Source organism: Candidatus Hydrogenedentota bacterium, from assembly GCA_035416745.1.
Taxonomy (GTDB): domain Bacteria; phylum Hydrogenedentota; class Hydrogenedentia; order Hydrogenedentales; family SLHB01; genus UBA2224.
In genome coordinates, this window is sequence record DAOLNV010000005.1 from 1 (window position 1) to 25,505 (window position 25,505).

The following is a 25,505-nucleotide window of genomic DNA, read 5'->3' on the forward strand; positions in this document are numbered from 1 at the left end:
AGGTTGCGTGATAATAAAGAGGTCAGCGCCCGAGGTCAAGAGAAAATTTCTCGCCGGCCTGCCCCAGGCCCCCGCCAGGGCTGGAAAGAGCGCGCCCTTGCACTTCAAGAGTAGAATTCCACCCCGAACAGCCTGGCCTGGCGCAACCGAAACCGTAATACGACGGCCGTCCCCTCGTGGTTGAGGTTTCCCTCCCCTTTCCAGGTAACAGGGATTTCGAGGCCGTCGCCCACGACCCGGTCGGCGTCCTCGAATGTTCTCCCGGGGACGTCGCTGCCCGTTCCAAAACGCCGAACAGCCACCTTGATGTATCCCGTGGGCTTGACTGACGCGTTCAGACGGATGAAGTTCCCTCTCGGCACGACCGCCAGCGTGGCGAACTCCCCTTCTTCGTCGCACTGCACTGCCACGAGCCGCCCTTTCGGCCACGTGGCGATGCCTCCCTCGCCCGGCACGCCCGGGAACAATCCCCGGCGCTTCTCAACGTTGCGGCCCGGGTACTTGTGAGGAATAGGGTTGCCGCCGTAACTAATCCCCCAGGTTGCGTCGGGATACTCGAGCAGGTTGCCGCTGCACACCACGTACCCGCCCGAGGGCGTTCCCGGAGCATCAGTCTCCACGATGGGTCCCCCGGGAACCCGCGACCACACCATGCCGTCGGCGCTCGAAAGCAGCCACGTGGAGCCGCCGTCGCTCTCCAACTCCCATATCCACGGAAACATCACATGGTTGTCGGGTATGCCGGGAAGGGTCGTCTTGCCGTTTGTGTAATACAAGTGGCTCGGGGCCATATCGGCGCCGGTTGACACAACGATCTCAGGTTTGCTGAAGTGCCGAAAATCCTTGCTTACCGCGCGCCCGATCGACCGGCGGCCCGCCGATATCCAGCCGTCCGGGTTAACGGTCTCCATGCCGGGCGCTTTGATGTTTGCCTGCCAGGCCCTCACATAGGCAACATATTCTCTGCGGTCGACATCGTAGTAGCACGTGTTCAGGGTGTCCGCATGCTGGATCATGAGGGGCTCCGGCAGGGATGTCCAGTGAATCCCGTCGGGCGACACCGCGCCGAAAACGGCGACCACGCACCGGAACCCACCCACATCCTGGCGCCGCGCCATCGTGTCGACCTCATCAGGGTATTTTGCTGCAAAGGCATTCCACTCGTCGTCGGTGATGATGCCTAGATAAAGCATCTTGTAGCGTTCGTCATCCGATGAGGGATCGACGAAGACGCTGCCGCCGTGAAACCCGCGCATCGAACCATTCAGGTCGCCTCGGAACACGATGTTGTTTTCCTTGCTCCCCGCATACTCGAAGAGGCCGAGGGTGGGGATGTCCCAATGCACCCCATCGAGCGATTCGGCATAGGCGATGTGCGCATTGTATCCGGGCAGAATGCGGTCCTTCGTGCTATAGGGCTCGGGGTCGGCGCACGGCCCCATGGTGTACCATGCTTTGTATTTGCCCTCGTCGAAAACCTGAGCGGCAAGTTGGCCCGGCTGGAATGGTTTCTTGACGGCCTTCTGCGCAACGAGCCGGATCCCGCGCGGCATGTCACTCAGCTCAAACCGGGCGGGACGCGTGCCGTCGCCTTCGAGCCACGCCCCCACGTTCCTCTCTTCTTCCGAAGCGTCGGGCGCGTGCTCGATCTGCCATGAGAATCCTCCCTGCCGCACGTATTTCCAGCTGGTGAAATAGACGAAATTGCTCTTCAGTTCGACTGGCTCGCCGTAGAACCGGTCCACCTGTGCCGATACCAGACCACAAGGCGTCACCAGGGTCAATATCAACAGTATTTTCTTGAGACACTTAAAACCATAAAGATGGCGATGCCCGCGGCGTGAACGAATCTCGATGTATCCCATTCTTTTCGGGCCCCCGGCGTTATGTGCGCTACGGAATCGACGGAACCGGGGCGGCTTCCGATTCCCTCATCAGTTGGCAGACGGTCTTGACAACGTCGTTCTGAAGAGTGCATGCGGGCGGCTCCGCAAAACCAAGGCAGCTCGCCGCTTCATACAAGATGAAGCCGCTGAAACGTCCGTCATTGCGCACACGGGAGAACTCCTCGGGATACTGCGGGTTGATGTACCGGCTCACGGTAAGAGGTATCCCCTTTTCCTGGCATGCAGCGATCATCTCCCCGGCAACGCTGTCGTTGAAGACGCTATCGAACGGGAGATGAAAAAGCCGCAGTATCCCCTCATCGAGCAAGCCTTCGTCCAGCCATCGTTTCCAATCATAGTAGATGTTAGCGGAATACGCCAGCCGCCGCACGGGAGGCGGGTCCGCCCGGAACCAGTCAATGTTGAGATTGATGCGCATGCGCTTCCCCCGGGAGGCAATCAGCTCCTTCGCCTGCCGAAGAAACCGCGTGTAGGCCTCTCCCCTGACCTGGGCAATTGCCCCCGGGCCGGCCTGTCCCCGACGAGCGCATTCCTCGAGGACTACATCGTTGAATCCATATTCGGCGTCGTAGTCGGTGTGGGTGCCGTGGTTCTCGACCCGGAAATCAACACCGTCGACCCCGGCATCCAGCATTTCACGGATGCACGCCAGCCAGAACTCCTGCACGCGAGGCTCCGTCTCGCAGAGCGCGCCTGGCAGATATTCGTTCCGGCCTCGTGCGAAGGCGAGCATTCCCTCGCGTCCCGAGCCGTTGGGTTTATCCAGGTACACCTGTGACCTTCCGAATCCGACGTCGAAAATGAGTCCCCAGTTACGGAAATCCAGGCGCCCGGGCTCCCATACGGCGTTTCCGGACGCAAACACTCCGGGGATTTCGTTGCCCTCCGCGTCGAGCGCTACCAGCATATCCGTCCCGGTATTCACGAAATCCGGCTCCCCATCCGTGAAATCCGTCGTTACAAGGATGTAGGGGGCAGTCAACGCGAACCCCGTGAGGGTAAGCGTTCGCACCGGCGCGCCCATCGGTGTGACAACCGTGCCGTTGACGTCGCGCACCTCCTTCGCGGAGGGTTCCACGCTTTCCTGGACCGAAAACTCGGCCTCGAGCGGCTGGTAGCGGCAGTTCAACTGGCTGGACCAGAGCTGGAGATGCTCCCGAGTGATCCGGGTCGGGGAGTCGTCCTTCTTGATGAGTTTCAGCGTGCAAATGGGAGTTTTCGTGACGGCCTCGCCGATAGACGCGCCGGGAAGATGGCGGATGCGCAGCTCCGGATGCTCGACAACGAAGGGGTCCAGCCACGTCAGCCATCCCCCGCGGTGGGGAATCCGGCCGAATTCCAAGCCTTGCGGCGAACCTTCGGGGAAATAGACAGCCGGACCCGTTTCGTAGGGCTTGTAATAGGCGTAAAGTTCCAGACCGTGACGGTGAGCGGCCTCCGCAGCCACTTGAAGAGGATTTCCTAGAGCCTCGATGGTGGCAGCGTAATTGCGCCAAGTGGCGTCCAGGCCGGAGGGCATCAGGAACCCGCCGTGTCCATCACCGTAATATCCCCAGCTTACGCGGGAAACCCCCATTTCGCGCAACGCCGCCATCATCGCGTCTATATGAGCCGCCGTGATCACAACAGGGCTCATCAAGGCGTCGTCCGGGAAATCCACCAGCATCTCCAGGCGAAACCCGCCGTTGGTCTGGTTTGACGTGTCTGCTCTGACGGCCCATGCCGCCAGCAGCGCCACTGCAAGTAACGCGTATCGACGAGGAGAATTGAGCATGAATGTTCTCCGAAGTTGGTGTCCCCGCGCAGTATACCTGAGTTCGGGAGCCCTCACAATAGCCCTTCACGAGAGCTTGAACCGTGAGAGCCTCGGATTTGGAACTATCTTCAATTAAAGGGTTTGCAGATACAGTGACCGGGGCGCCGGGCGGCTGGAACATCCTTGAAACAGCAACGTTTCGCTCGAAAAGCCTCCTTTGTGCCCGAATCGAGTTTCCGGTCCGGGTGGACCGCCGCTAGTGCCGGGGGCGTGGCTCATCGAGATGGAAACGTCTTCAGCACCCGTGGGTTCTGCCAAGAACGGAACCCGACGAATGCGTCACTGGCTTTGGGCCGGCCTGCCGCCCCTCCTTTGCGTTAAACGCCTTTGCTCCTTCTGAAGGGCCTGCCCCTTGGTCCCCTCCTTCTGCTAATCGTAAATGGTTGAAGTACTGATGTTTGCAGATACTCAGCCTACTATGCGGCATCGAACTGGTCTTTGTATTGGAGCTGGTAGAGGCGATAGTAGAGGCCGCGCTCGTCGAGTAACTGCCTGTGCGTTCCAATCTCCCGGATCTCGCCGTGGTGCATGACGACGATGCGGTCAGCGTTTTGAACCGTTGAAAGGCGGTGGGCGATGACGATGGAAGTTCGGCCGAACATCAGTTTTCGAATCGCGTCCTGGATGAGGGATTCCGTTTCGGTATCGACGCTTGACGTAGCTTCATCGAGCACGAGGATTTGGGGTTCGTGGGCGAGGGCGCGGGCAAAGGCAAGGAGCTGCCGCTGGCCGGTCGAGAGGTTATTGCCGCGTTCGCCGACGTCGTAGGCGTACTTGCCGGGCATCTTTTCAATGAACCGTGCGGCATTGACGTAGGCCGCGCATTCACGTACGCGTTCCATGGACAGGGCAACGTTACCCAGCCGGATGTTCTGTTCGATGGAGCCCGAGAAGAGGAATACATCCTGCAATACGGCGCCTATATGCCGGCGCAGGGCGGTTTTTTCGTATTGCCGGACGTCTACCCCGTCGATGCAAATACTGCCGCGCTGGACGTCGTAGAAACGGCTTAACAGGTTGATGACGGTCGTCTTGCCGGCTCCGGTGTGGCCTACGATAGCGATGCGCTCGCCCGGGGCAATCGAGAGGTTGAGCCCTTTCAGAATCCATTGGCCGGGTTCGTACGCGAACCAGACGTCTTTGAATTCCACACGGCCTTCAAACCTCTCCGGAACGATGGCCGTTGGGGTATTCTGGATGTCTTCCTTCGTGTCGAGCAGTTCAAAGATGCGTTCGGAGGAGGCCATGGCTTCGAGAAGCAGATTGTAGCGGTCCGCGATAGTTCGGATGGGGGAGTAGAATCGTTCCGACCATTGAACGTACGCGAACAGCGTGCCGACGGAAGCGCCTACTGCGTCTCCGAAACGCAAGAACCGGTCGCCGACGTACAACACGATAAGCCCAATAGCGGCCATACCCAGAAAATCCACAACGGGGAAATAGATGGCGTAGTTGCGCACCTGCCGGAACCATTCATCGCGGTGCTCGGCATTGCGCTTGCGGTACTCCTCGTACGTGGCGTGTTCTGCTGCAAACATCTGGACAACCCGCATGCCGCTGACCATTTCCTGGACGTAGGCATTCATGCGGGCGAGTCTTCTGCGGATTTCAACGTAGGAGCGCCGGGCGTACTTGCGGAACACGAAGCCGGTGACGAACACGAAAGGCACCGTCGTCATGATAATCAAGGCAAGCCGCCAGTTGACCCAGAACATGAACCCCAGGATGACAAACACGGTAAGCAAATCGCTGATTACCTGCACCATGCCGCCCACGATCGTTTCCTGGATCTTCTCGACGTCGTTGGTGACGCGGGTCATCAGCCGCCCGACAGGGTTGCGGTCCAGGAACTGGAGCGACATGCGCTGCAGATGCTCGAAGATCTCGAGACGCATGGCCAGCATGGTTTTTTGCCCGACATAGGCGACTATGAGATTCTGCACATACCGGGTAAGAGTCTCCGCCAGCATGAGGCACGCGATGATCAGGACCATCGCCCCGAGCCCTCTCCGGTCGTGTTCGGCTACCTTGGGAAGTTCGGAAGAAGCCGCGTTTCCGGGCAGTTGCTGTTGAATTCCCAGCCGGTCGGGATTTCCTATGTAATTGTCGATGGTGACCTTGTTGAGATAGGGCACCAAGGTAGCAAAGACGGACGCGCTCAGCAGGAACACGACCGCGGTTACCATGGCCGGACGGTACTCGCGCAGATAACCCAGCAGGCGCCGCATCAAGTGGCGATCATATGCCCGCTGCTGGACCTCGTCTTCTGTGTGGTACCCTTCGCTCATGTTTCCTCGATTTCTTCTTCAAGCAATTGGCGGCGGTACATATTGGCATAGAGTCCCTCGCGCGCAATGAGTTCTTCATGTGTTCCCTCCTCGACGATCCGCCCCTCGTCGAGCACCAGGATTCGATCGGCATGGCTCACCGTCGAGATCCGGTGAGAGACGATAATGCTTGTGCGCTCGCGCATCACGTCCTTGAGGCGGCGCAGGATTTCCTCCTCCGTATGGGTGTCCACGCTCGACAAAGCGTCATCGAGGATCAGGATGCGTGGTCTGCCTATCAAGGCCCGGGCGATGGTCAGGCGCTGCTTCTGTCCGCCCGAAAGGTTGATGCCCCGCTCGCCGAGGAGCGTGGCGTAGCCCTCAGGCATTCCCTCGAGGGTTTCGGAGAACTGGGCGATTTCGCATGCCCAGTCCATATCTTCCAGGGTGGCCTCGGGGTTTCCCAGCGTCAGGTTCGCCTTTACGGAGTCGGAAAACAGGAACGTGTCTTGCGGCACGCATCCAATGTTCTGTCGAAGCACATTCAAAGGAAGCGTGCGGATATCGCGCCCATCGACCATGACGGCGCCTTTCCGCGGGTCGTACTCGCGGGCGATGAGGCCCAGCAGCGATGATTTGCCGGAGCCTGTGGGGCCCACGACGGCTACGGTCTGTCCCGCGGGTATGTCGAACGAAATGTCCTCGAGGACGGTTTGTCCGTTGTAAGCGAACGACACATCCCGAAAGGATACGGCGCCTGCGATTGATGCGATAGCGCGGTCGGTATGCTCGTTCTCGGAAATGGCAGGTTGGCGCGTGAGGATTTCGAGGATGCGGGTCATGCTGACCGCGCCCCGCTGATACAGCGTCAAGACCCATCCGAATTCCGCGAGAGGCCAGCTGAGCATCATGAGGTAAACGATGAATGCTGAGAGGTCCGCCAGGCTCAAGCGTTCCGATATGACCATGTTGCCGCCGGTCCACAGGATCGTGAGGGCAGCGAGGCCCACCGTTGCGCCTATGAGAGGCCATGCCAGCGCCATGACAATGGTGAGCTTGAGGCCTTCGCGCATGTACTTCTCGGATTCTTGCCGGAAATCCCGGATCTCGTGGTGAGCGATACCGTATGCCCTCACTACACGGGCGCCGGCGAGATTTTCCTGGGCGCGCGCGGTGACGATCGAAAACTGTTCCTGGACGCGCCTGGACTGCCGGTGCATGTACATCATGAAGAAATACACGAGCAGGGAGATGAACGGGAGAGGGATCAGCGCGATGGCCGTCAACTTGAAGCTCAACCACGCCATCGCGGCCAACGTGAAGGGGAGCCGGATCATGTTCAACGTATTCATTACCCCGGGCCCGACGAACATGCGCACGAAATTCAGGTCGTTTGTAGCGCGCGCCATGATGTCGCCGGTCTTCACACTATGAAAGAAATCCTGCGAGAGACGCTGGATCTTCCGGTAGTACACGTTGCGCAGGTCGTACTCGAATTTTCGTGAGGCGCTGATGATCAGCATTCGTTGTAGATATCGCGCAATACCCGAAAAGACCGGGATGACAAGAAGAAGGGCGAACGAAAGCAACAAGAAGCGGTAGGTGATGTCTCTTGCTTCGAAACGTTCGACAACGGCGCGGATGATCAGAGGCGTGCACAAGTCCAGGCAGATGAAAAACAGCCCGGCCGCTGCTCCCCAGAAATAATCGCGGACATAGGGCCGGCTAAACAGAAAAAGGGCGCGAAAGGGCGTGTTCGGCGGAAGCGCCTCGAAGCGAAGACTCTCGTTCACGGCTTAGACCTTCTTTGCAGTATGCGGCCGCCGTACGAGTCCGGAAATGATTTCCACAATATCCTCGGGATGGAACGGCTTCTGAATAAAACCGTCGCACCCAGAGCTCTTGATGAGCGGATTCTTCGCATCAATGGGTTTGGCGGTAACCATATATACCTTGATGCCTGCCAGGGAGGCACTTGTCTTGATGCGGCGGCACGTCTCCCAACCATCTATCCCCGGCATGGCGATGTCCAGAAGAACCAGGGCATAGTCTCTCGATTGAAGGCGCCTTAGGGCTTCTTCTCCCGAGTCGCAGTCGTCGATTTCATAGCCCTCGGCTTCCAGACAACGGCGCATGAAGATTACGATGTCCGGGTCGTCGTCAACGCACAAGATCTTCCCCCCCAGAGACGGCCCGGCTGTCGGCGGCTGGCTCACCGCATTGTGAATACTGCTGAGCAGCGTACTCTTCCGGAATTCGCGTTTCAGCCGGGCAGCAACGAGAGGCCGGTACCTCTCAAACATGTCCTCGTCGTTGGTTATCATGACGATGGGCAGGGTTCCCGCGGTCCCATCGGCAAACAGGGCATCGAGGGTGCTTGCCCCGTCTCCAGGCATGTTGACGTCGGCTACTACACAATCGGGACTATGGCGGCGGGCGAGCACGATGGCCTGGGCCGCATCGGCTGCCTGAATAATGTTGACCCCCTCAGAGGTAAGCAGTGCCCGGATATGATTGCTCAGGGCGGTATCTTTGGTGATCAACTCGACGAGGATCTCGGCGGCCGTGGGCGGCAGGATTTCTCCCACGGCCGGAGGCGGCATGGCTCTTTCGCCAGCGACCTTCTTCATCGGCAAACTGAAACGGAACGTCGTTCCCTGGTCTATCTCGCTCGACACCGTAATGCGGCTTCCATGCAGGCGCGCAATGTCTTGCGCTATCGAAAGGCCTATTCCGGTACCCCCGTACTTGCGCGTCGATGAGCTGTCAAACTGGTAGAAACGGGTAAATACTTTGTCCAGCGCCTCGGGAGGAATCCCAATTCCCGTGTCGCTTACAGTAACCTCGACGTCTTCTGTTCCTGGCCGCAGAGTAACGGTTACATTGCCTCCTTTGCGGTTGAACTTCACCCCGTTCGAGAGCAGGTTATTGAAGATCTGGCCGATTTTGCCTTTGTCGCCTTCCACGATCACGGGCTGGCCGGGAGCATTAAGAAGGAGGTCAACCGAACGGGAGTCCGCCACCGGCTTCATGGTCTGAATGCTAATCTTGGCACAATCGACCAAATCAAAGGCCTCGAAAACGAGCGGTTCGGTGCCCTGATGGAGCCGGGAGAAATCGAGAAGATTTTCGATCAGGGTGACGAGCCGCTCGATGTTGCGAAGGCTTATTGAAAGGTATTCCTTTTGCGTCTTGTTTATCGCCCCGGCCTTTTCGTTGTAGATCATGTCGGTGTAGCCCATGACGGCCACCAAGGGCGTGCGCAGTTCATGAGAAACGTTCGACAACAGATTGGTTTTCATCTCATCGAGGGACTTGAGTTCTTCATTGGCCGCGTGCAGCTTTTCGCGAGCAAGAGTGACGTCTTCCAGGGAATCCTGAAGATTCTCCAGCAGGTTGGCGTTACGGATCGCAACCGCCACGTGCGGCGCTAACTGCTCAAGAACGGCTGCATCGTGCCGCCGGAAAGCTTCCCGGCGGTTCGATGCAAGGTTAAAAGTGCCTACGATGCGCCCTGTGGCGTAAAGGGGAACGCAGAGGCAGCTTCGGGCGTCAGAGGAGAATTCCCGGTTGGTGAACGGGACATCCTCCTTTGTGAAGTCGGCAACAATTAACCGTTGGCGTTCGCGGGCGACCCAGGCTGCGGAAGAGGTTTCGTCGTCCAAGCGGCCCTTGTCTCGCTCCACCGTTTTCACTTCGGGCCACAGTTGCCTGATCTCGAAGGTATCGCCTTGGTCGTCCAGCAGCGCGAGGCTCGCGAAATCGAAGTCGATCAGGCGTTTGATTTCCACAACAAGGCTTTCGTATAGACGGCCGGCTTCCAGGCTGGAATTGATGACGTTGGCGATCTGGCTGATGGCGCTGAGCCGCTCGGCGCGGTCGCGCGCCTCACGCTCAAGACGGACGCTCTTTGACAGGTCCCGAAAGATCCCTTCGTATCCGATAACGATAGTGTCATCCCCGTAAATGGTGTTCGCGGAAAGCTCGACGATAATCGCTCGGTCGTCGCGGCGCTTCATCCACACACGGCGGCGCTCGATAAACCCTTTCTGCTGCAGCTCGGTTACCAGCTGCGTGAAATCATCGGGATTGTAGAACATGCCGCTGATGCTCTTGCCGATGCACTCCTCGACGTTGTGGAACCGGAATATCTCCACGCCCGAGGGGTTCATGAAGTCCAAGAGCCACGCAGGATCGGTGTGGAAGATGCCGTCGCGCATCCAGGTCACCAGACCGCGGTACTTCTCTTCCGAACTCTCCAGCTGCCGGACGTTGCGTTTCAGCGCCAGGGCCATCTTGTTGAACGACTGGGCCAGTTCCTCGATCTCGTCGCCGGTGCCTATTTTGAGTTTAAGGTCGAGATCGCCCTGTCCGATGATCTGGGCGCCTTCGTTGAGCAGCGACAACGGGCGAACGATGCTGTTGTGAATGTTGAGGTAGGCATTGAGGCAGAGGATGGCAATGACTCCAACTGAGAACACAATCGCAATTATTCCCGCCAGATGGATGTTGCGCAGGGCCTTGGCGGCCGAGCGGTAGACAACTACGTACAGGTTCATATTGTCAAACATTTGCGCATAGGCCAGGAAGACATCCTCGTGGGTGTTGGCGGTGGTCACGTAGCCGTCGATCCGGCATGTCCCATACTGGGGGGATTGCGAATTTCGCAGAATTCTCGAAAGGGTGGCATCCGTGGACTCGACGCTAAGCTCCGGCAGGCCGGGCTTGCTACCTTCAGCTACGTAAGTTGTCCGGCGATACCCTTCGCTGGCATAGACGATTTGATAGGTATCGGTCTTGCTTTCTGGATCAGCCGACGAAGGACCGATGCCTACGGCAAACGACAGCATGGGCTGGATATCTATGATTTGCGATAAGAAGCCTAGGAGACCTTGCTTCTTCTCGGGATTGAGGTATACGGGAGCAACGGTTTCGGCCGCGTAGGAGCCGTAAAGGAAATCGACATCCATAAACATGCGTTCGGTCGTCGTTTCTGCCCATTTCGAAGGCCCATTGTCTTCACCGGAGATAGTATGGATGCTCTCGTGGGTGCTCACGACAAAGCGCCCGGCTTGATCGAATATGCTCAGAATAGTCGGCACCTTGGAAGAATGGGTTGTCTTTACGATCTGGTCCAGGAGACGTTCCCGGAGCGTCTCACGGACGGCGGGGTCCGTCAGCGCCGCGGGACCGCCCGTTGGCCCGGGGCTCAGAGCTGCCACGATCTTGGGATCTTGGGAAAGACCTTCGATCTTATCCAAATAGGGTATTGAGGCGATGCGCAGACCGTCGGCCGTCTTGCAGGCCGCAACGAGAAGAGCCTGTTCCACGGCGTTGCTTTGGCCTTCGCGGGCGGTGATGTATCCGACAATGACGGCAATAACAAGGGGAAGGATTGCCACCTGCAGGATAGTATTGAGAATCTTGCGTTCGATTCCGCGCCGTGGACCAGAAGCGCTCATAGTGTCTCCGGACCGCGGTAGCTATTCGACAATGCGACCGCGGCCTATCAGCTCGCGAACTTTCTCCAGGAGTTGATCAACCTTAAATGGTTTGGCCAGGTATTCGTCGGCGCCGCATTCGAAGATCCGTTCGATGTCCTGTTCTTTGGTCAGGCATGTCACGGCCATGATGGGGATGCTGCGCGTTAGCTCATTATTGCGCAAAGCTTTCGAGACCTCAAAACCGTTGATCTCGGGCATCAGGAAATCAAGGAGGATCAGGTCGGGGGACAACTGGGCTGCGCGTAATCCGACTTCTGTGGCGTTGCTGACCTTGATCAGCTCGAAACCTTCGTCCGTGAGGATATTCTCCATCAGGGCGAGGGCATCGGGGTCGTCGTCGACAATCATCACCCGTTTCTTGACCGGACCCTTGTCTCTCGGAAACATATCGTATTTTTCGCGGAAACTGTCCAGATCCCCCTCGAGGATTCTGTAGTGGCCGCCCGGAGTACGCGAAGCCTTTATCAGCCCTTGTTTAATCCAGTTCTTGATACTGTGATGCGTGACATGGCAGATCTTGGCGGCTTCGAATGTAGTGAAAGCTTTCTGTTCGTGGTCACTCACTAGAGATTAACCTCCCGGCCTGAAGAAACTTTACAGTGACTCGCCATTTTTCCCGTTCGGAATTCGCAGAATACTCAGTATGTGGAAAGTATAGCCGCGCGTAACCGTTTTGTCAAACGCGGGTTATGAAAAGTAAGTGCTGATTTACCCGTATTCTCTCTTTGTTTCACGAGGGTTTTCCCTTTTCGGCCACATGGCCTTAATGCAATAACGACAAGGCATTACGAACTGCGAGAGCCTCTTCCGAGCCCATTCCAGTTGCCAAGAGCGGAATCTGCCATGGATATAGGGCCGCTACAAGTCTGTGAAGGATTGCCCAGACCGAAAACACGCAGAGAAACAACCCCAGGGTGGTACCCAGGAAGCGGCGAATCATCAGAATATAGGCGGCTCGCCACCGCGCTGTGGCGGCGGCATTGCGTTCCGGGGATTGGGGTGCATCATGCCCGGTCTCTTCTGCTGCTTTCCGAGGATTCACAAGAACGAGCATGGGATACAGAAGACCGGCAACAGCCGTAGCGCCCAGCATCAGAAGCCAGATATGACGCAAGATGGGCACAATATCGGTTTCGCTGGTTTGCTGAAACCAAGGCGCCGCCGCGATGAAAAGGCCCAGGGCTAAAGCGCAGACCGCCATCATGATAGACCCTCTAAGCCCGTGGGCGATGGCCCAGCCATTCCTGTTGGCGCCTATGCAGCGTGCAAGAAACGCGGTAGCGCAGGAAAAGACGCCCAAGGCCAGGACGGCGAAAAAAGGCGCGGCAAAACAAGCGAACTGCCGCGCATTGGTATCGCGTTCAATGACGGGTTGGCGGGAGTTTTCGAAATCGCGCAGAATGCCCAGGGCATTGCTGAGTTCGGCTTCTCGCTGAGCCAGCGCATCGTCCGGGTGGCCCTTTTCTGTCTGTTGTATTCCCTGCCGCAGACGCACGGTCTGAAGCCATAAGTCGAGGCCTATCATTGCCTGGGCCGCGCTGCCCGCGCATGTGTCTCCGCTTCCATCGGAAGACAAGGCGCTCCGGGCGATTCTATCCCCGGCCTTTCCCAGAGTCTGGAGCCACGAGTCCCAGTACTGCGTGTGGCCTTCCTCCATATGCCTTCTGGCCACCAAGGTGATGTACGCCTCGTAACGCATAACGGGGGCCAGGCATTCATCTATTACTTCGCGCCGCAACTGGGCATACTGACTGCCCTGTTGGGGGAGTTTGGGATGCCACAGCGGACGCGGAAAGACGATCTGCTTGCCGCTGCTGTTGGCCTGGGCGATGAGTTTCAAGGATTCCTGAAGAATATTCGCCTCGTCCTGCAGCGTCCAGGGAATAGTGGTCGCTTCAAGGTAGGAAGGAAGCGCGTTATCAGGGGCGTTACGGGCGGCGTCTCGAAAACGTTCGCGCGCCTCTTCGAACTTGCCGGCCGTGAACAGACGGCATCCGTACCGAAGCGCAAGCATCGCGTTGCCGGGGTCTAACTCGAAGGCCTCCTCATAGACGGGCAGAACCTCGTCCTCCAGTTCTCGTTCGGCAAGCGCCTGGAGGTAGCGGGGATTGGGGGACTCACTGGCTGCCTTGTCCCGCATGACGGCTTGTCGCAACAGAGGCCGGGCAGACTCCTCGTGTTTGGTCAACGCGCTCAGATACAGATTCTCAGCCCGTTCAAAGCCGATGAAATACTCAGACAACCACAAGGATATCATCAGGATAACGCAGGCGGTGACACAGAAGCGAAATGACCAGCGCGCTCTGCGGGCGCCGATCAAGTCGCCGCGGTCGCCATACGCCGGAAACTGCGGGGGGCTTGTGCTCACCCTTCTCCTCCCATAAGCTTGCGGGCAATTTTCTTGCCATACTCGACTCCGGGCTGGTCGAACGCATTCACATTATAAAGACGGCCGGCCATGGCGGTCTCGAGTTCGAGCATATAGAGGACTTGGGCCACCGTGTATGCAGTCACGCAGGGCAGGATAATGCGCGATACGGGCCGCTGGCTTATTTCCAGTGCGTCGATCGTGCCCTGAAGTTCGGCCGCCATCAGTCGGTTCATGCTGGCCCCGCGCAGGTAACTCAATTGCTGAATCGATGACAAGGTCTCCGGGATCTTAAGCGCCTTGGCGAATTTCTTGACCTCTAGAGTGTTGATAAGCTTGTTGTTAGGGCCTTCGCGATAGAGCTGGATCTGGGAATGCTGGTCGGTCGCCCCCAGTGCCTTGATGGGGGTCTGTCCCGCGAAAACCTCTGTGCCGTCCAAGCTGTATCGCTTGCCCAGGCTTTCGGCCCATAGCTGGCGGTACCAGTCGGCAATGCTATAAAGGCTATTCGAGTATGCGAACATCACGGACATGACCTTGCCCTTCTTCACGTCCGACAGGTATTGGACCGCTGCCCGAAGATAGGCGGGATTGGACTGAAGGTCGTCGGCTTCACAACGCCGGTCCATGGCCGCGCACCCCTGCATCATGGCGTCGATATCCATGCCAAGCATCGCTGCGGGAAACATGCCGACGGGCGAAAAAACCGAGAACCGCCCTCCTACGTTGAGAGGCACGGCGAATTCGGTGAGGCCGTACGCGTCCGCGACAGGGTGTAGAAGACTGGGCGGCGCCTGGGGCATACGCGGATTGGTGGTGACCACCACATGGTCTTTCATGGCGTCGCTGCCCAGCTTTTTCTCGATTTCGCCGGTTACGATCATGAGCTGGCTCATGGTTTCGGCGGTGCCGCCCGATTTTGAGATCACGTTGTAAAGCGAATTCTTGGGAGGACAGATCCGCATCATTTCTCGAAAAACAACGGGGTCGATGTTGTCCATGACGAACAAGCGGGGCAGACCTTTACGTGCCCGTTTTGTAAGTAGATTGTGGTAGGGTGAAAGCAGGGCGGCGCCCAGCGCAATAGTGCCCAGTGAGGAACCGCCGATCCCGAGCACGACGAGATTGTCGAATCCCTTCTCTGTGAATCTTTTCGCGGCATCTTTCACATCAGCAAGGACATCGGTCTGTTTGTACAGGTCCCAGAACCCGTATTTTCCCTCGGCTCGTTCGTGCTGGAGAATGGAGTGCGCCTTGGAGACCTCCTGCTGGATTTCTTGTAGCTCCCCAGGCGTGATGCCGTGCTCCGGCCCCACAACTTCCGCTTGAGCACGGAAGACATCGATGCGGATATCAGGATTCATGATTTAACCCCACTTTTCCCCAAGAACGCCTCCAGTGAAGTCAAAAGCGCATTCCGGGGCCCCTTCACGAGCTGCAGATGCGGCAAGGATCGGAGGAATACCTTCCCATAGTGCTTTGTAAGTATTCGGCGGTCAAGAATAATCACCGCGCCTCGGTCTGTCTTTCGTCGAATCAGCCGGCCAAAACCTTGGCGGAATTTGACGACAGCCTGAGGCACGGTATATTGCATGAATGAACTGCCGCCCGCCGCTTCGATGGCCTCAGCGCGCGCTTCGAGGACGGGTTCGGTGGGTACCCGAAACGGCAATTTTGGGAGTATAACACACTGTAGCGCTTCGCCTGCAACGTCCACGCCTTCCCAAAAACTGTCCGTGCCAAACAAGACGCTCGACGTATCGCTGCGAAAGCGCTCAATAAGACGTGTGCGCGCGATACTCCCCTGCTTGAGGGGGGTAATCCCCTGGCTCAGAAGGTCATCCTTGAGATGGCGGAAGACGTAGTCGAGCGCATAGAAAGAAGTGAACAGGACAAAAGCATGCCCCTGGGTGACGTGAAGAATCGACCGAACATAGTCGACGACTTCCAGCAAAAAGGTCTCCGAGTCAGGCGTAGCGATATCGGTAGGGATGGCCAACATGGCCTGGGAGGCGAAGTCGAACGGCGAATCCAGTTCCTCAGCAGTCACGTTCCCGGGCTCTACCATGTCCAGCCCTATTCTGTTGAACAAATAATCGAACGTGTGGTCAACGGTGAGGGTTGCCGAGGTCATGATCACGCTTTTCAGGTTGCCATACACCCACTCGGAGAGCTCGGGTCCCACATGCAGCGGACACCGTGCGATGCGGACGATTCGGTTGTTGCGGCCGTCAATTTCTACCCAGCGCACAGTGTTTGCGGGCAGTTCGCGGCTGGTCCCCTCCACCAACACGTTCGCAAGCCGTGTCAGCCGGTCTCGGTAACCTGCCAATTGCTGGACCTCCCCCGCGATGGGGGATTCGCCGTCATCCTCGCGTAAGTCCAGTTCGAGCAACTGCTTATGCAATTGGGCGGCGTGCTCGGCACAAGACCTGAGCTCTTCCGTTGCGGGGAGCACGTACGTTGTGTGGAGCTCGCGCAGGCTTGGGTCGCCCAAAACCTCTTCGGTCAAGCGCCACTTGATATCCGCGCCGATTTGCCCGCATTTTGCCGCAGTCAGTTCCCGCAGGGCATCAAACGCGACGGTAAGACACTCCCTTGCCGCCGCAAGACAGGGAAGCAGGAGGTTGTCTATGAGGTTGAGGGGCGCGTCGATGCTGGCCATGGACAGTTTGGAACAGTGCTTGATCAGTTTCATCTTCAGAAACGGGAGAAGGCCGCGTTCCCGGCCCCTCTCCGTTCGGATGAAACGGCCGAGAAGGCGTAAGGAGCCGATTCGTGTGGCTTCCGCGCCAAAGTACTCGGTTGCGGAGTCCTCGATATTGTGGGCTTCGTCAAAGATCACGCGTCGGAATGCCGGCAACACGGCGAGCGAGGAGAAATTGCCTGCCTCCTTCTTGATGGCGAGGTCCGCAAAGAGCATGTGATGGTTCACCACGATCAAGTCGGCTTTGGCGATTTCCCGGCGGGCTTTTCCCACGAAACAGCGTTTCAGATTTGTGCATGTTGTGAATTGGCAGGTATCGGCCTCCGAGCAGACCTGTTCCCAAATATCGCGGCCGGGAGCGAACGGCAGGTCCGAGAGCGTGCCGTCTTCCGTTTTTCGCGCCCATTCCGCAATGGCTTTGAGCTGTTCCTGGTCTTCCTCGTCTTCAAACAGGGTCGCCTCAGCGAGGGCTCTTTCGAGGCGTCTTGGGCATACGTAGTTGCCACGTCCTTTTACGAGGACCGCTCGTACCGGCTTTTCGAGAGCCGGCAGAAGGTCAGGGATATCCTTCTGCATAATCTGTTCCTGCAGATTGATAGTTCGCGTGGAAATCACGAGACGTTCTCGGTTACGGATGGCCCACTGCGCGGCCGGAAGAAGGTAGGCGATCGTCTTCCCGATGCCTGTCGGCGCTTCGATGACCGCAATGCCTTGCTCATTAAAGGCCTGCGCGACGAGGGCCATCATTCTCGCCTGTTGGGGGCGTACTTCGTAATGAGGGAGCGTGCGTCCCAGGACGCTTCCCGGAGACAAGGCCTTCTCGAGTTCGGGAATGTCCAGGGGCTGGGTGGCCTGTTCGCGGCAGGGTTCCACCATCACATAGGCCCGGGACACGGCATTGTCGACGATGTAGACCCCCAACCCATGGAACCCGAACAAGGAAGACAGCTCGAGGTCCGCTTCGGAAGGGCTGATGTCCCCGGACGGATGATTGTGGAGCACCACGTCCGCCCTGTCCGCCATTTCGACGTAGGCCGGCACGGCGGCGCCGTGACCCCGGGCGCATATGCGGACCTCATGCACAAGCCCGGTCTCATTCAGGAGGCCCGCAAAAAAGACTTCCCTCCCCCCCACTTCATCGATAGCTTCACGAATGGCCCTGGCTGCGCTTGCCGTAAAGCGCGCGGCTGCGTCCTGGCCGATAGTGCTCACTGGGATACTCCGGACAAAACCGTCCCGCGAACACGCGCTGCGGACGGTACTAGATGAATGTTCATAAAGTTGCCGCAACAGCACAGGCTCAGTTTATGGCGAGTCGGATGCGGCGGCAACGGATGCGTTCTTCTTCTGAGACTCTATTTAGCCAGATTCGCGCGAAAAAGTCGAACCCCAACCGAGAAGGGAGGCCAGGATTTCCGAAGCTGATTCATCCGATGCGGTCTACAGTGCTGGTTTCGAGATCAGGTTCAGAAATTCCGTTCGCGTGGGTGCGTCATTGTGAAAAGAGCCCAGCACGGATGACGTGGTCATGATGGAATTCTGTTTCTCGACTCCGCGCATCATCATGCATAGATGCCTGCACTCCATGACGACCCCGACCCCTTCCGCCTGTGTTAAATCTTTGACTTGCCGGGCTACCTGTGCGGTAAGGCGTTCTTGAATCTGCAGACGGCGCGCATAGAAGTCGACGATGCGGGCCAGCTTGCTCAAGCCTAATACTTTGGCACGTGCGATATAGCCGATGTGGCAGCGGCCATAGAATGGCAGCATGTGGTGCTCGCAAAGGCTGTAGACCTCAATGTCCCGGCAAATAATCATGTTATTCGTCGAGGCCTCGAACAATGCGTTATTGATCGTCTTGTTGATGTCCGCCCTGTATCCGGAAGTCAGGAATTCAAAGGCTCTTGCGACCCTCTCGGGGGTCTTGAGCAATCCTTCCCGATTGGGGTCCTCGCCGAATTCCACAAGTAATTGGCGAACCAATTCGGCAACACGTTCCTGATCGTACTTCTCATTCATGTTTTGACCAACGCTCCCGGAGGGTCTCCGTGAACTCCATGTCAACGGTGACCCCCTCGTGTTCTTCGGTTTTGACAAGGTCCCGCAACGCCTTATCGAAGCCCGGTACCCCGAGATGGCCGTCCAACTCCAGGAGCGGCAGATAGAGGAACGGCCGCTCCAGGATATGCGGGTCGGGCACGATGAGGCCCTTCTCGTTGATAGTCTTGTCTTCGTACAATGCGATATCGAGGTCGATCGTCCTGGCCGCGTACTTGTCAGTCGATCTGACCCGGCCCAAGGCGCGCTCGATTTCACGAAGTATATCGTACTTCAATTCCTGGGGTGATGCCTCCGTCTCGAGCAGACAGGCTCCGTTAATGAAGTCGGCCTGTTCGGGGCGGTTCAAAGGACGGCTCCGGTAGAAGCGTGAGAGTGCGACCAGCCTGCAGGATGCAGCAAGCGCTTGCACCGCCCTGATGATGTTTGTCTTCGGATCGACGTTGGATCCTATGGTGATATAGGCTCTGGGCACGGCACTCTACTCGCGTTGACGGACAATTTCAACGGCCACGCTGCGTGCGAAGCGCAGCGCGCCCGGTTTATCCACCGTTACGGCAACACATTTCACTCGGGCATTCTCGAGACAGATACCAGCGATTTCCTGAGCAAGCCGTTCGAGCAGGCTGAAACTGGATTTCTCGACCATCGCGATCACCTGTTTCTTGATGGCTTTGTAGTCCACGGTGTCCGCAATATCATCGCTTTTGCATGCGGCACGGTAATCTGCCCACATAGTGATATTGATGATGACATCTTGCCTCTCGCGGCGTTCTTCGGGATAGATCCCGACGATGCACCGGCACATGAGGTCCCGGATATGTATCCTGTCATCTGCACTCTCAGCCATAGATGTTCCCTCGCATGTGGCGGCCCCCGTCCACATACAGCACCTGTCCCGTGACAAAAGTGGCGTTCAGCAGGTAACGCAGTGCGTCCATGACGTCCTCAACCTTGCCAAAGCGGTTAAGTGGATTGGTGTGGGCCAGTTCCTCCAGATACCGGATATCCTTCCCGGCCGGAGGCAGGATGAGACCGGGCGCAATAGCGTTCACCTGGATCGAGGGGGCGAGCTCCAGGGCCATCGTCCGGGTGATCGTGTGGAATAGGCGCTTGCTCAAATGATACGCGTAATGGGTGCGGTCATAGTCCATAACGCGGGTATCCAGGAAATTGATGATGTGCCCTGGCCGGCCCTGTCCCGCGAATGCACGCGCCAGCATGAACGCCGACAAGGCATTGGTGTTAATGTTCTCGAGGATCTGCTCGACCGAGCACTCGAGCATTGTAGATTCCTCAAAAATCGACGCGTTGTTGACGAGGATGTCAATCGGTCCGAACATTCCTGTCACTTCTTCGAAAAGCTTGGCAACACCGCGGGGATCTGACAGGTCTCCGCGCACCAGCCCGGCATTTACGCCGGATGCGCGCAACTCGCCCGCGAGGGCGGCGGCCGCTTCGCCCGAGGATCTGTAATGAATGCAGACATTCACGCCTTCTTCCGCAAGTACGCGGACACACGCGGCCCCCAGGCGCTTGGCGCCACCGGTTACGAGCGCCGCCGCGCCCTTCAGCATACCGTCTTCGCGCATGGCATGACTCCTGTGTTCTTCGCGGCAATACCCCTACAGAGACACCCGGGAACCTGCGGATATTTCCGTTCCAAACCGAAGTTCATCATCAACAGGGGGATGACCTGCCCTTCAAGAGATCATACAGAGCCTAACACCTTGCGGTGACGGCGGTCCAATGCTATGCGCTTAAGGGCTACTTCATTCGGGCATTTCAAATGGGTCTTGCGCCCTTGTCAGACACTTGCGAGTAAGGTTCTTGAGCTGTTTCCGGATCTCGGCGGCACTTGGTTCATCGAACAGATTCTTGAGCTGGTAGGGGTCCTGGCGGATGTCGAACAAGAAACCCTCGCCGCTCGGTTTGACGGCATAGGTGTAGCGCTTCGTGCGAATCCCCCGAAAGATCGGCGCGGGATGCTTGTTGCCTCCGGTAGCGTTGTCCTTGGAAATGTGCATGATAAACTGACATTCGGGGTCGGGGCCCGCACTTTCCTGCAAGGCGGCGCTGAAATCCTGCCCCTCGCAGGATTGGGGAATCTCGAGACCTGCCAAACCGCACAAAGTCGGCATGATATCGATGGAACCAAACAATGCCTCACTCTTGAGCCCCGGCGATACAACGCCCGGCCAGCGCACCAGAAATGGCACGTGAATGGACTCTTCATATGGCTGGCGTTTGCTTCCTAGTCCGTGCGACCCGAACATCGAGCCGTGGTCGGAAGTGTATACAACGATGGTATTCGGAGCGAGGCCCATCTCGTCGATGGTCTTGAGGACCCGGCCCAATTCCTCGTCAATCGCGGTGATATGGGCGTGGTAGCCTTGGTAATTGGGCCAATCGTTGCGTTTTGCAATGTCAGGCGCCTCCTCGGAAACGGCGCCGTTAGCCAGATTGACGTTCGGCCGGTAGGGCAACGAGCCCTCCGGATACAATGCCTTCTTGTCTTCGGGGGCGTCAGTAAAAGTCGAATGCGGCGGATTCCACGATACCATCAGAAAGAACGGCCTGGCATCCTCTCTGCTTTCGCGTATGAACTCGATGGCTTGATCGGTCATGAGCGTGGCGTTGTATCCTTTGGGGCGGACAGGGCCTCCGCTGGCAGGGTGGTATTCGGAGGTGTCATAGTGAGCACCGGTACCGGTCCAGATGAGGGACTTATCGAAACCAAAGGGTTCCGCGCGGGTTCCGCCCAGGTGCCATTTGCCGATATAGCCGGTGCGGTAGCCAGCCGACCGAAAAACCTTTCCGATGACGGGCTGCTCTGGGCTGAGGGGAATACTGTTGTCAATGACGCCTTGCTGGTACGGCCAGCGTCCGGTCATCAGAATGGCGCGGTAGGGAGAACAAACGGGGTAGTTGCTGATAGCGTGCGTGAACTGGGCGCCTTGTGCAGCCATAGCGGCCATGTGGGGCGTGCGGACCTCGGGCATCTCTGTAAACGACATGGATTGCCAGCGATGTTCATCGCTGAACAGGTAGATGAGGTTCGGGCGGGATGGCCGCTCCGCTGCTTTTGTTCTGAGGTGCGGAATCCCCACAAGCGTCAATCCTGCCGCCGCGTACGTGATGAAATCCCGCCGTTTCATAAGTTTACCCTTCCGAGTTGGTTTCCTGCGCTGGCGCGGTCTCTTCCTCGGGCGCCTCTTCACGTTGCTCTTCGGGTTGTTCCTGAGTCTGTGCGGGGGCATGCTCGGGCGCTTGGGCTGCCACTTCCAGCACATCCGAGGCCGGCATGATGATCATGACGGCATTGTCGCTCCCGCCGCCACCCATCATCCCCATCATCCCCATCATGCTGCTGCTCGAGGCGCGGATAGTGCGGAGGACCAGAATGCCAATGAGATTGCCGTCGAGGGTGAACACCGGCGCACCAAGAGAACTCTCGCTCATCCCGCCTCCAGCAGGCACGTAGAACGTCCGAGGCTTCTCGACAACCGCTTCGATACGGTCCAACAAGGCGCCATAGGCCCGGTTGGCCACGCGTCCCAGCCGGCTGATGGCCACGACAGGGTCAAGTTGGGCGGGGGCGCCCGATTTGGAAAGGTCCAGTGCGGCGAAAGGTTTATCCGTTTTTTGTTTTGGGCGCAGGAAGGCAAGATCCAAATCCTTGTCGCGCAGGACGATTTCAGCGGGGATTTCATCGCCGCCGGCTGTGAGGATGTCAACGCTCTTGATCTCGGTTTCCATCTTGAACCCCATTTCCTCGAGGTCCATCCCCATCATGTTACGCGAAGCGGAGGTGGGGTCGGTGGAAAACAGACTGACAACGGCCAGCCCGGAAGGGTTGATGACGGTACCCGTGATTTCCGACTTGCTTTCCTCGCTCTGCGAGCCGCTTCCCTGCATGGAATACCGGTTTTCGATCACCAGCTTGATGGTCACCACAGCATCCTTGTTATTTGCAACGAGGCTCCGGGCCATGTCGGCAAGTTCGTCGGAGCTTGCCGTTCCAGCAATCCAAAAACAACTCAGAACGGCGATTGTGAGCCCTCTCTGCAGTGACCTGAAATTCATGTCCGTTCTCCTTGGCGATGCGTTACGCGCGGTTTTGGGTTTCCTCAACAGAAACATCTCGAGAGATTCTCGTGATTCCGATCCTCTGCCGCCCCTCCGGGGCTATGAGCTGAGAGCGGGCGCATCCCAGGGCTGCGTCACGCGTTCCGCGTGCCTTGCCCTGGGGTATTTCCTGTCGTCCCTTCAGGACTTCGTATGAAACCCCGACTTGATTTATTTTCGGGCGACCCTTCGGGACTTCGGACGGGGAGGCGGTAGTGGCGTGGTGTACGGGCCACGCTGGAGGTTTCGATTCCCGCTCTGATCTTGTTTGTGTCATCCGCCAAATCCATGGTCTTGGGTCTTGCTCTTGAATCATGCCAGCGAGGGCGTTGGCTTTTTACGGGGGACGCTCTTTCGAGAACCCACCTGTCGGCGTATCAGATTCTACTGCCGCCCGCCCTCGGCCACGGGTCATCCGCCACTCTCCCACTGCGGCTCGAACTGCAGGAAAAGGGTATAAATGCCCCGTTGCACTTTGAAGATAATGGTCTTGGGCTTTTCGTCGGCGATCGATTTCATTCTCTGCTCAAACCATTCGACATCCACGACTTTTTCGCCGTTGACCTCAGCGATCAAGTCGGAAACGCCGAGCATGCCCAAGGCCGCCCAGCTTCCCGACTTGATTTCCTCCACGAGCACGCCCGTCTTGCTTTCTTCCCACTCTTCCCGTGCGCGGTCAAAGAAGGTTATATCGCGAACGGTGAACTCGAAGTTGTCATCGCGGTATTTCTTCATTTCGCGGTCGAGTTTTGGCGCCGGGACCAATTCGACGGCAACAGACATCTTTTCTCCGCCCCGCTTTATACCCAGCTCCGCCGAGGTCCCAACCTTATATTGCCGAATCAATACGGGAAGCTCCTCATAATCCTCGGGGGCGTTGGCCTCGAGTTCCACGCCATCGACCTCAAGAATCAGGTCACCCACTTGCAGCCCCGCTTTCTCGGCCGTGCTGCCGGAAAAGACGCGAGTGACGCGAAATCCCGTCAAGTTTTCGTCCCCCATGTTCTTTGCAATGTCTTTCGTGATCACTTGGGTTTCGACAGGAAGCCAGGCTTTCTTGACCTCGAGGCCCGGGTCCTTCAATTCCTGAATGCCGACGTCGATCACGGTAACCAACTGTTGTTCGCGTCGCTCGAATTGCACCAGCACCGGCGTGGGCTCCGTCTTGCCCTCTGTTATGTCCTGGGTGACCTTTTTCATATCCGGGACGTTCTTGACGGGCTGGCCTGCGATAGCGGTGATGACGTCCTTGTCCTCGATGGCGGGTTTCGCATCGCCGGATGGACCGCCCGGCCGGACCGACGTAACGATCACTCCGTCCTGGTTGTCGCGCCGCAGTTCTTTCGCGATGAGAAACGAAATATCCCGGACGGTAAGCCCCCACTGCTTCAATTCCGACTGTTTAGGGGAGGCTTCCTTGCGGTCGGTCGTTGTCATGGAAAAGGACTTTTCGTTGCCATCGCGCAGGACAATCGCTTCGACGGCTTCACCGATGGGCAGGTCTGCGACGAAACGGTTGAAGAGAGGCACCTGTTCGTCGAACTCGACGTCAACATCCTGGCCGGCCAACCGGAGCAGGTAGTCGCCCGCCTGCAGCCCGGCTTGGGCCGCAGGGGTATCCTTCATGACATTTGCGATGAGTGCACCGTGGTCCATCGGGCTGTACTTGAAACGCGGCTGGATGTCGAATCCGAGCCATGCCCGCTTTACCTGGCCCTGTTCGAGAAGCACCGAGGCGATCTGCTGGGCCAGCTCGCTGGGGATGGCGCCGCCAAGGCCGCCTACGCGGATCTCGTTGATCCCGACGATTTCACCCTGGAGGTTCACCAAGGGCCCGCCGCTGTTGCCGCCGTAGATCTGTGCATCGTGGCCCAGCCAAACGACAAATGAGCCCACGTCTTCCCCATCTTCGTCCATGCGCCGGAACGGGCCGAACCAGCGCGGCATGATCATCTCGGTATTGCTGATGATCCCGAGAGTTACCGATTGGGACAGGGCCATCGGGCTGCCCATGGCCAGCACGTCGTCCCCTACTTTGATTTGCGTCGAGTCGCCCCATTCCGCTATTGGGAACACTCGCGGCTCGTCGGGCTTGAGTTTCAGCAATGCGATATCCGAGAGGGGGTCTCGTCCCACCAGTTCCGCTTCGATCTTCTCCTTTGTCGAGAGCGTACAGACCATCCTTGTGGCATGGCCGGCGACATGATGATTCGTAACGACATGACCTTCGGGTGTAATGATCACGCCGCTGCCGGAGGATTCATACTTTACTTCGCGCCCTTCGTAATAGTCGGGCGTGACGACCTCGATGCGCACGAGCGCCGGCTTCACCCTTGCCACAGCGGCGTCTACGGAACTGCGCAAAGTTTCCGGTATCCCGGCCAAGGGGGCGGCGGCTTCCTGGGCTGCCGAAAGCGCCGCAGGCATCAAGACCAAGAACAGCAGCAGACTGAAGACGATTGGGAATTTCATGGGCTTTTCCTTAAACGGCTTTCGCACTTGGAATTACCTATGGAACCACGGCCGCGCCCCGGCATCATGCAATACCGCCTTGGGCAATCAGTCGGGGACGTGACGTATGCCCTACCGGCCGGAATCCATGGGCCGATTATGGTCAAGGCATGCGGACGTGTCAAGGGAAACGGCTGTATGCCCTTTCGGGGAGTCATATGTTGCTCAAGTGTTGAGGGCATACCCGTTTGGGGTACACGCGGATTCCTGTTGCCTAAACGATTTGTTGCGGCTAGACT

16 protein-coding genes are annotated in these 25,505 nt (G+C 57.9%); all 16 read right to left on the bottom strand.

Going from position 1 to position 25,505, the window contains the following annotated elements; all coding sequences use genetic code 11:
• Positions 1-104: 104 nt before the first annotated feature.
• The 16 genes from PLJ71_03180 to PLJ71_03255 all read right to left on the bottom strand — a co-directional run bounded on the left by PLJ71_03180 (position 105) and on the right by PLJ71_03255 (position 25,227).
• On the bottom strand, positions 105-1,790 hold the full coding sequence (locus PLJ71_03180; GenBank protein ID HQM47660.1) for a hypothetical protein: 1,686 nt from the start codon (positions 1,788-1,790) through the stop codon (positions 105-107).
• A gap of 103 nt (positions 1,791-1,893) precedes the next feature.
• Positions 1,894-3,681 carry a hypothetical protein gene (locus tag PLJ71_03185; GenBank protein HQM47661.1) on the bottom strand — a complete coding sequence of 596 codons (1,788 nt, stop codon included), beginning with the start codon at positions 3,679-3,681 and terminating at the stop codon, positions 1,894-1,896.
• Positions 3,682-4,139: 458 nt separating this feature from the next.
• The gene (locus PLJ71_03190; protein ID HQM47662.1) at positions 4,140-6,011 is read right to left on the bottom strand and encodes an ABC transporter ATP-binding protein; all 1,872 of its coding nucleotides are present in this window, start codon (positions 6,009-6,011) and stop codon (positions 4,140-4,142) included.
• Positions 6,008-7,783, bottom strand: coding sequence for an ABC transporter ATP-binding protein (locus tag PLJ71_03195; GenBank protein ID HQM47663.1), 1,776 nt, complete (start codon positions 7,781-7,783; stop codon positions 6,008-6,010). The genes PLJ71_03190 and PLJ71_03195 overlap by 4 nt, the downstream gene beginning before the upstream one ends.
• A 3-nt stretch (positions 7,784-7,786) precedes the next feature.
• Entirely contained in the window at positions 7,787-11,452 is a 3,666-nt protein-coding gene (locus PLJ71_03200) for a response regulator (GenBank protein ID HQM47664.1), read from the bottom strand.
• Between the two features lie 21 nt (positions 11,453-11,473).
• The gene (locus PLJ71_03205) at positions 11,474-12,058 is read right to left on the bottom strand and encodes a response regulator (protein HQM47665.1); all 585 of its coding nucleotides are present in this window, start codon (positions 12,056-12,058) and stop codon (positions 11,474-11,476) included.
• A gap of 199 nt (positions 12,059-12,257) precedes the next feature.
• The gene (locus PLJ71_03210; protein HQM47666.1) at positions 12,258-13,862 is read right to left on the bottom strand and encodes a hypothetical protein; all 1,605 of its coding nucleotides are present in this window, start codon (positions 13,860-13,862) and stop codon (positions 12,258-12,260) included.
• On the bottom strand, positions 13,859-15,226 hold the full coding sequence (locus PLJ71_03215) for a glucose-6-phosphate isomerase (GenBank protein HQM47667.1): 1,368 nt from the start codon (positions 15,224-15,226) through the stop codon (positions 13,859-13,861). Before PLJ71_03215 ends, PLJ71_03210 begins: the two co-directional genes overlap by 4 nt.
• Positions 15,223-17,781 (bottom strand): helicase C-terminal domain-containing protein, encoded by a 2,559-nt coding sequence (locus PLJ71_03220; GenBank protein ID HQM47668.1) that lies wholly within the window; start codon positions 17,779-17,781, stop codon positions 15,223-15,225. Before PLJ71_03220 ends, PLJ71_03215 begins: the two co-directional genes overlap by 4 nt.
• Before the next feature lie 228 nt (positions 17,782-18,009).
• Positions 18,010-18,588, bottom strand: coding sequence for a GTP cyclohydrolase I FolE (gene folE, locus PLJ71_03225; GenBank protein HQM47669.1), 579 nt, complete (start codon positions 18,586-18,588; stop codon positions 18,010-18,012).
• Entirely contained in the window at positions 18,581-19,102 is a 522-nt protein-coding gene (folK, locus tag PLJ71_03230) for a 2-amino-4-hydroxy-6-hydroxymethyldihydropteridine diphosphokinase (protein HQM47670.1), read from the bottom strand. Before folK ends, folE begins: the two co-directional genes overlap by 8 nt.
• A 6-nt stretch (positions 19,103-19,108) precedes the next feature.
• Positions 19,109-19,477, bottom strand: coding sequence for a dihydroneopterin aldolase (gene folB / locus PLJ71_03235; GenBank protein ID HQM47671.1), 369 nt, complete (start codon positions 19,475-19,477; stop codon positions 19,109-19,111).
• The gene (locus PLJ71_03240; protein ID HQM47672.1) at positions 19,470-20,219 is read right to left on the bottom strand and encodes an SDR family oxidoreductase; all 750 of its coding nucleotides are present in this window, start codon (positions 20,217-20,219) and stop codon (positions 19,470-19,472) included. The genes folB and PLJ71_03240 overlap by 8 nt, the downstream gene beginning before the upstream one ends.
• A gap of 180 nt (positions 20,220-20,399) precedes the next feature.
• Complete coding sequence (locus PLJ71_03245) at positions 20,400-21,785, bottom strand: sulfatase (GenBank protein HQM47673.1); 1,386 nt, start codon at positions 21,783-21,785, stop codon at positions 20,400-20,402.
• Between the two features lie 4 nt (positions 21,786-21,789).
• On the bottom strand, positions 21,790-22,713 hold the full coding sequence (locus PLJ71_03250) for a serine protease (protein HQM47674.1): 924 nt from the start codon (positions 22,711-22,713) through the stop codon (positions 21,790-21,792).
• A 453-nt stretch (positions 22,714-23,166) separates the two neighbouring features.
• A complete protein-coding gene (locus PLJ71_03255; GenBank protein HQM47675.1) occupies positions 23,167-25,227 on the bottom strand; it encodes a PDZ domain-containing protein in 2,061 nt (686 codons plus the stop codon).
• Positions 25,228-25,505: the final 278 nt, after the last annotated feature.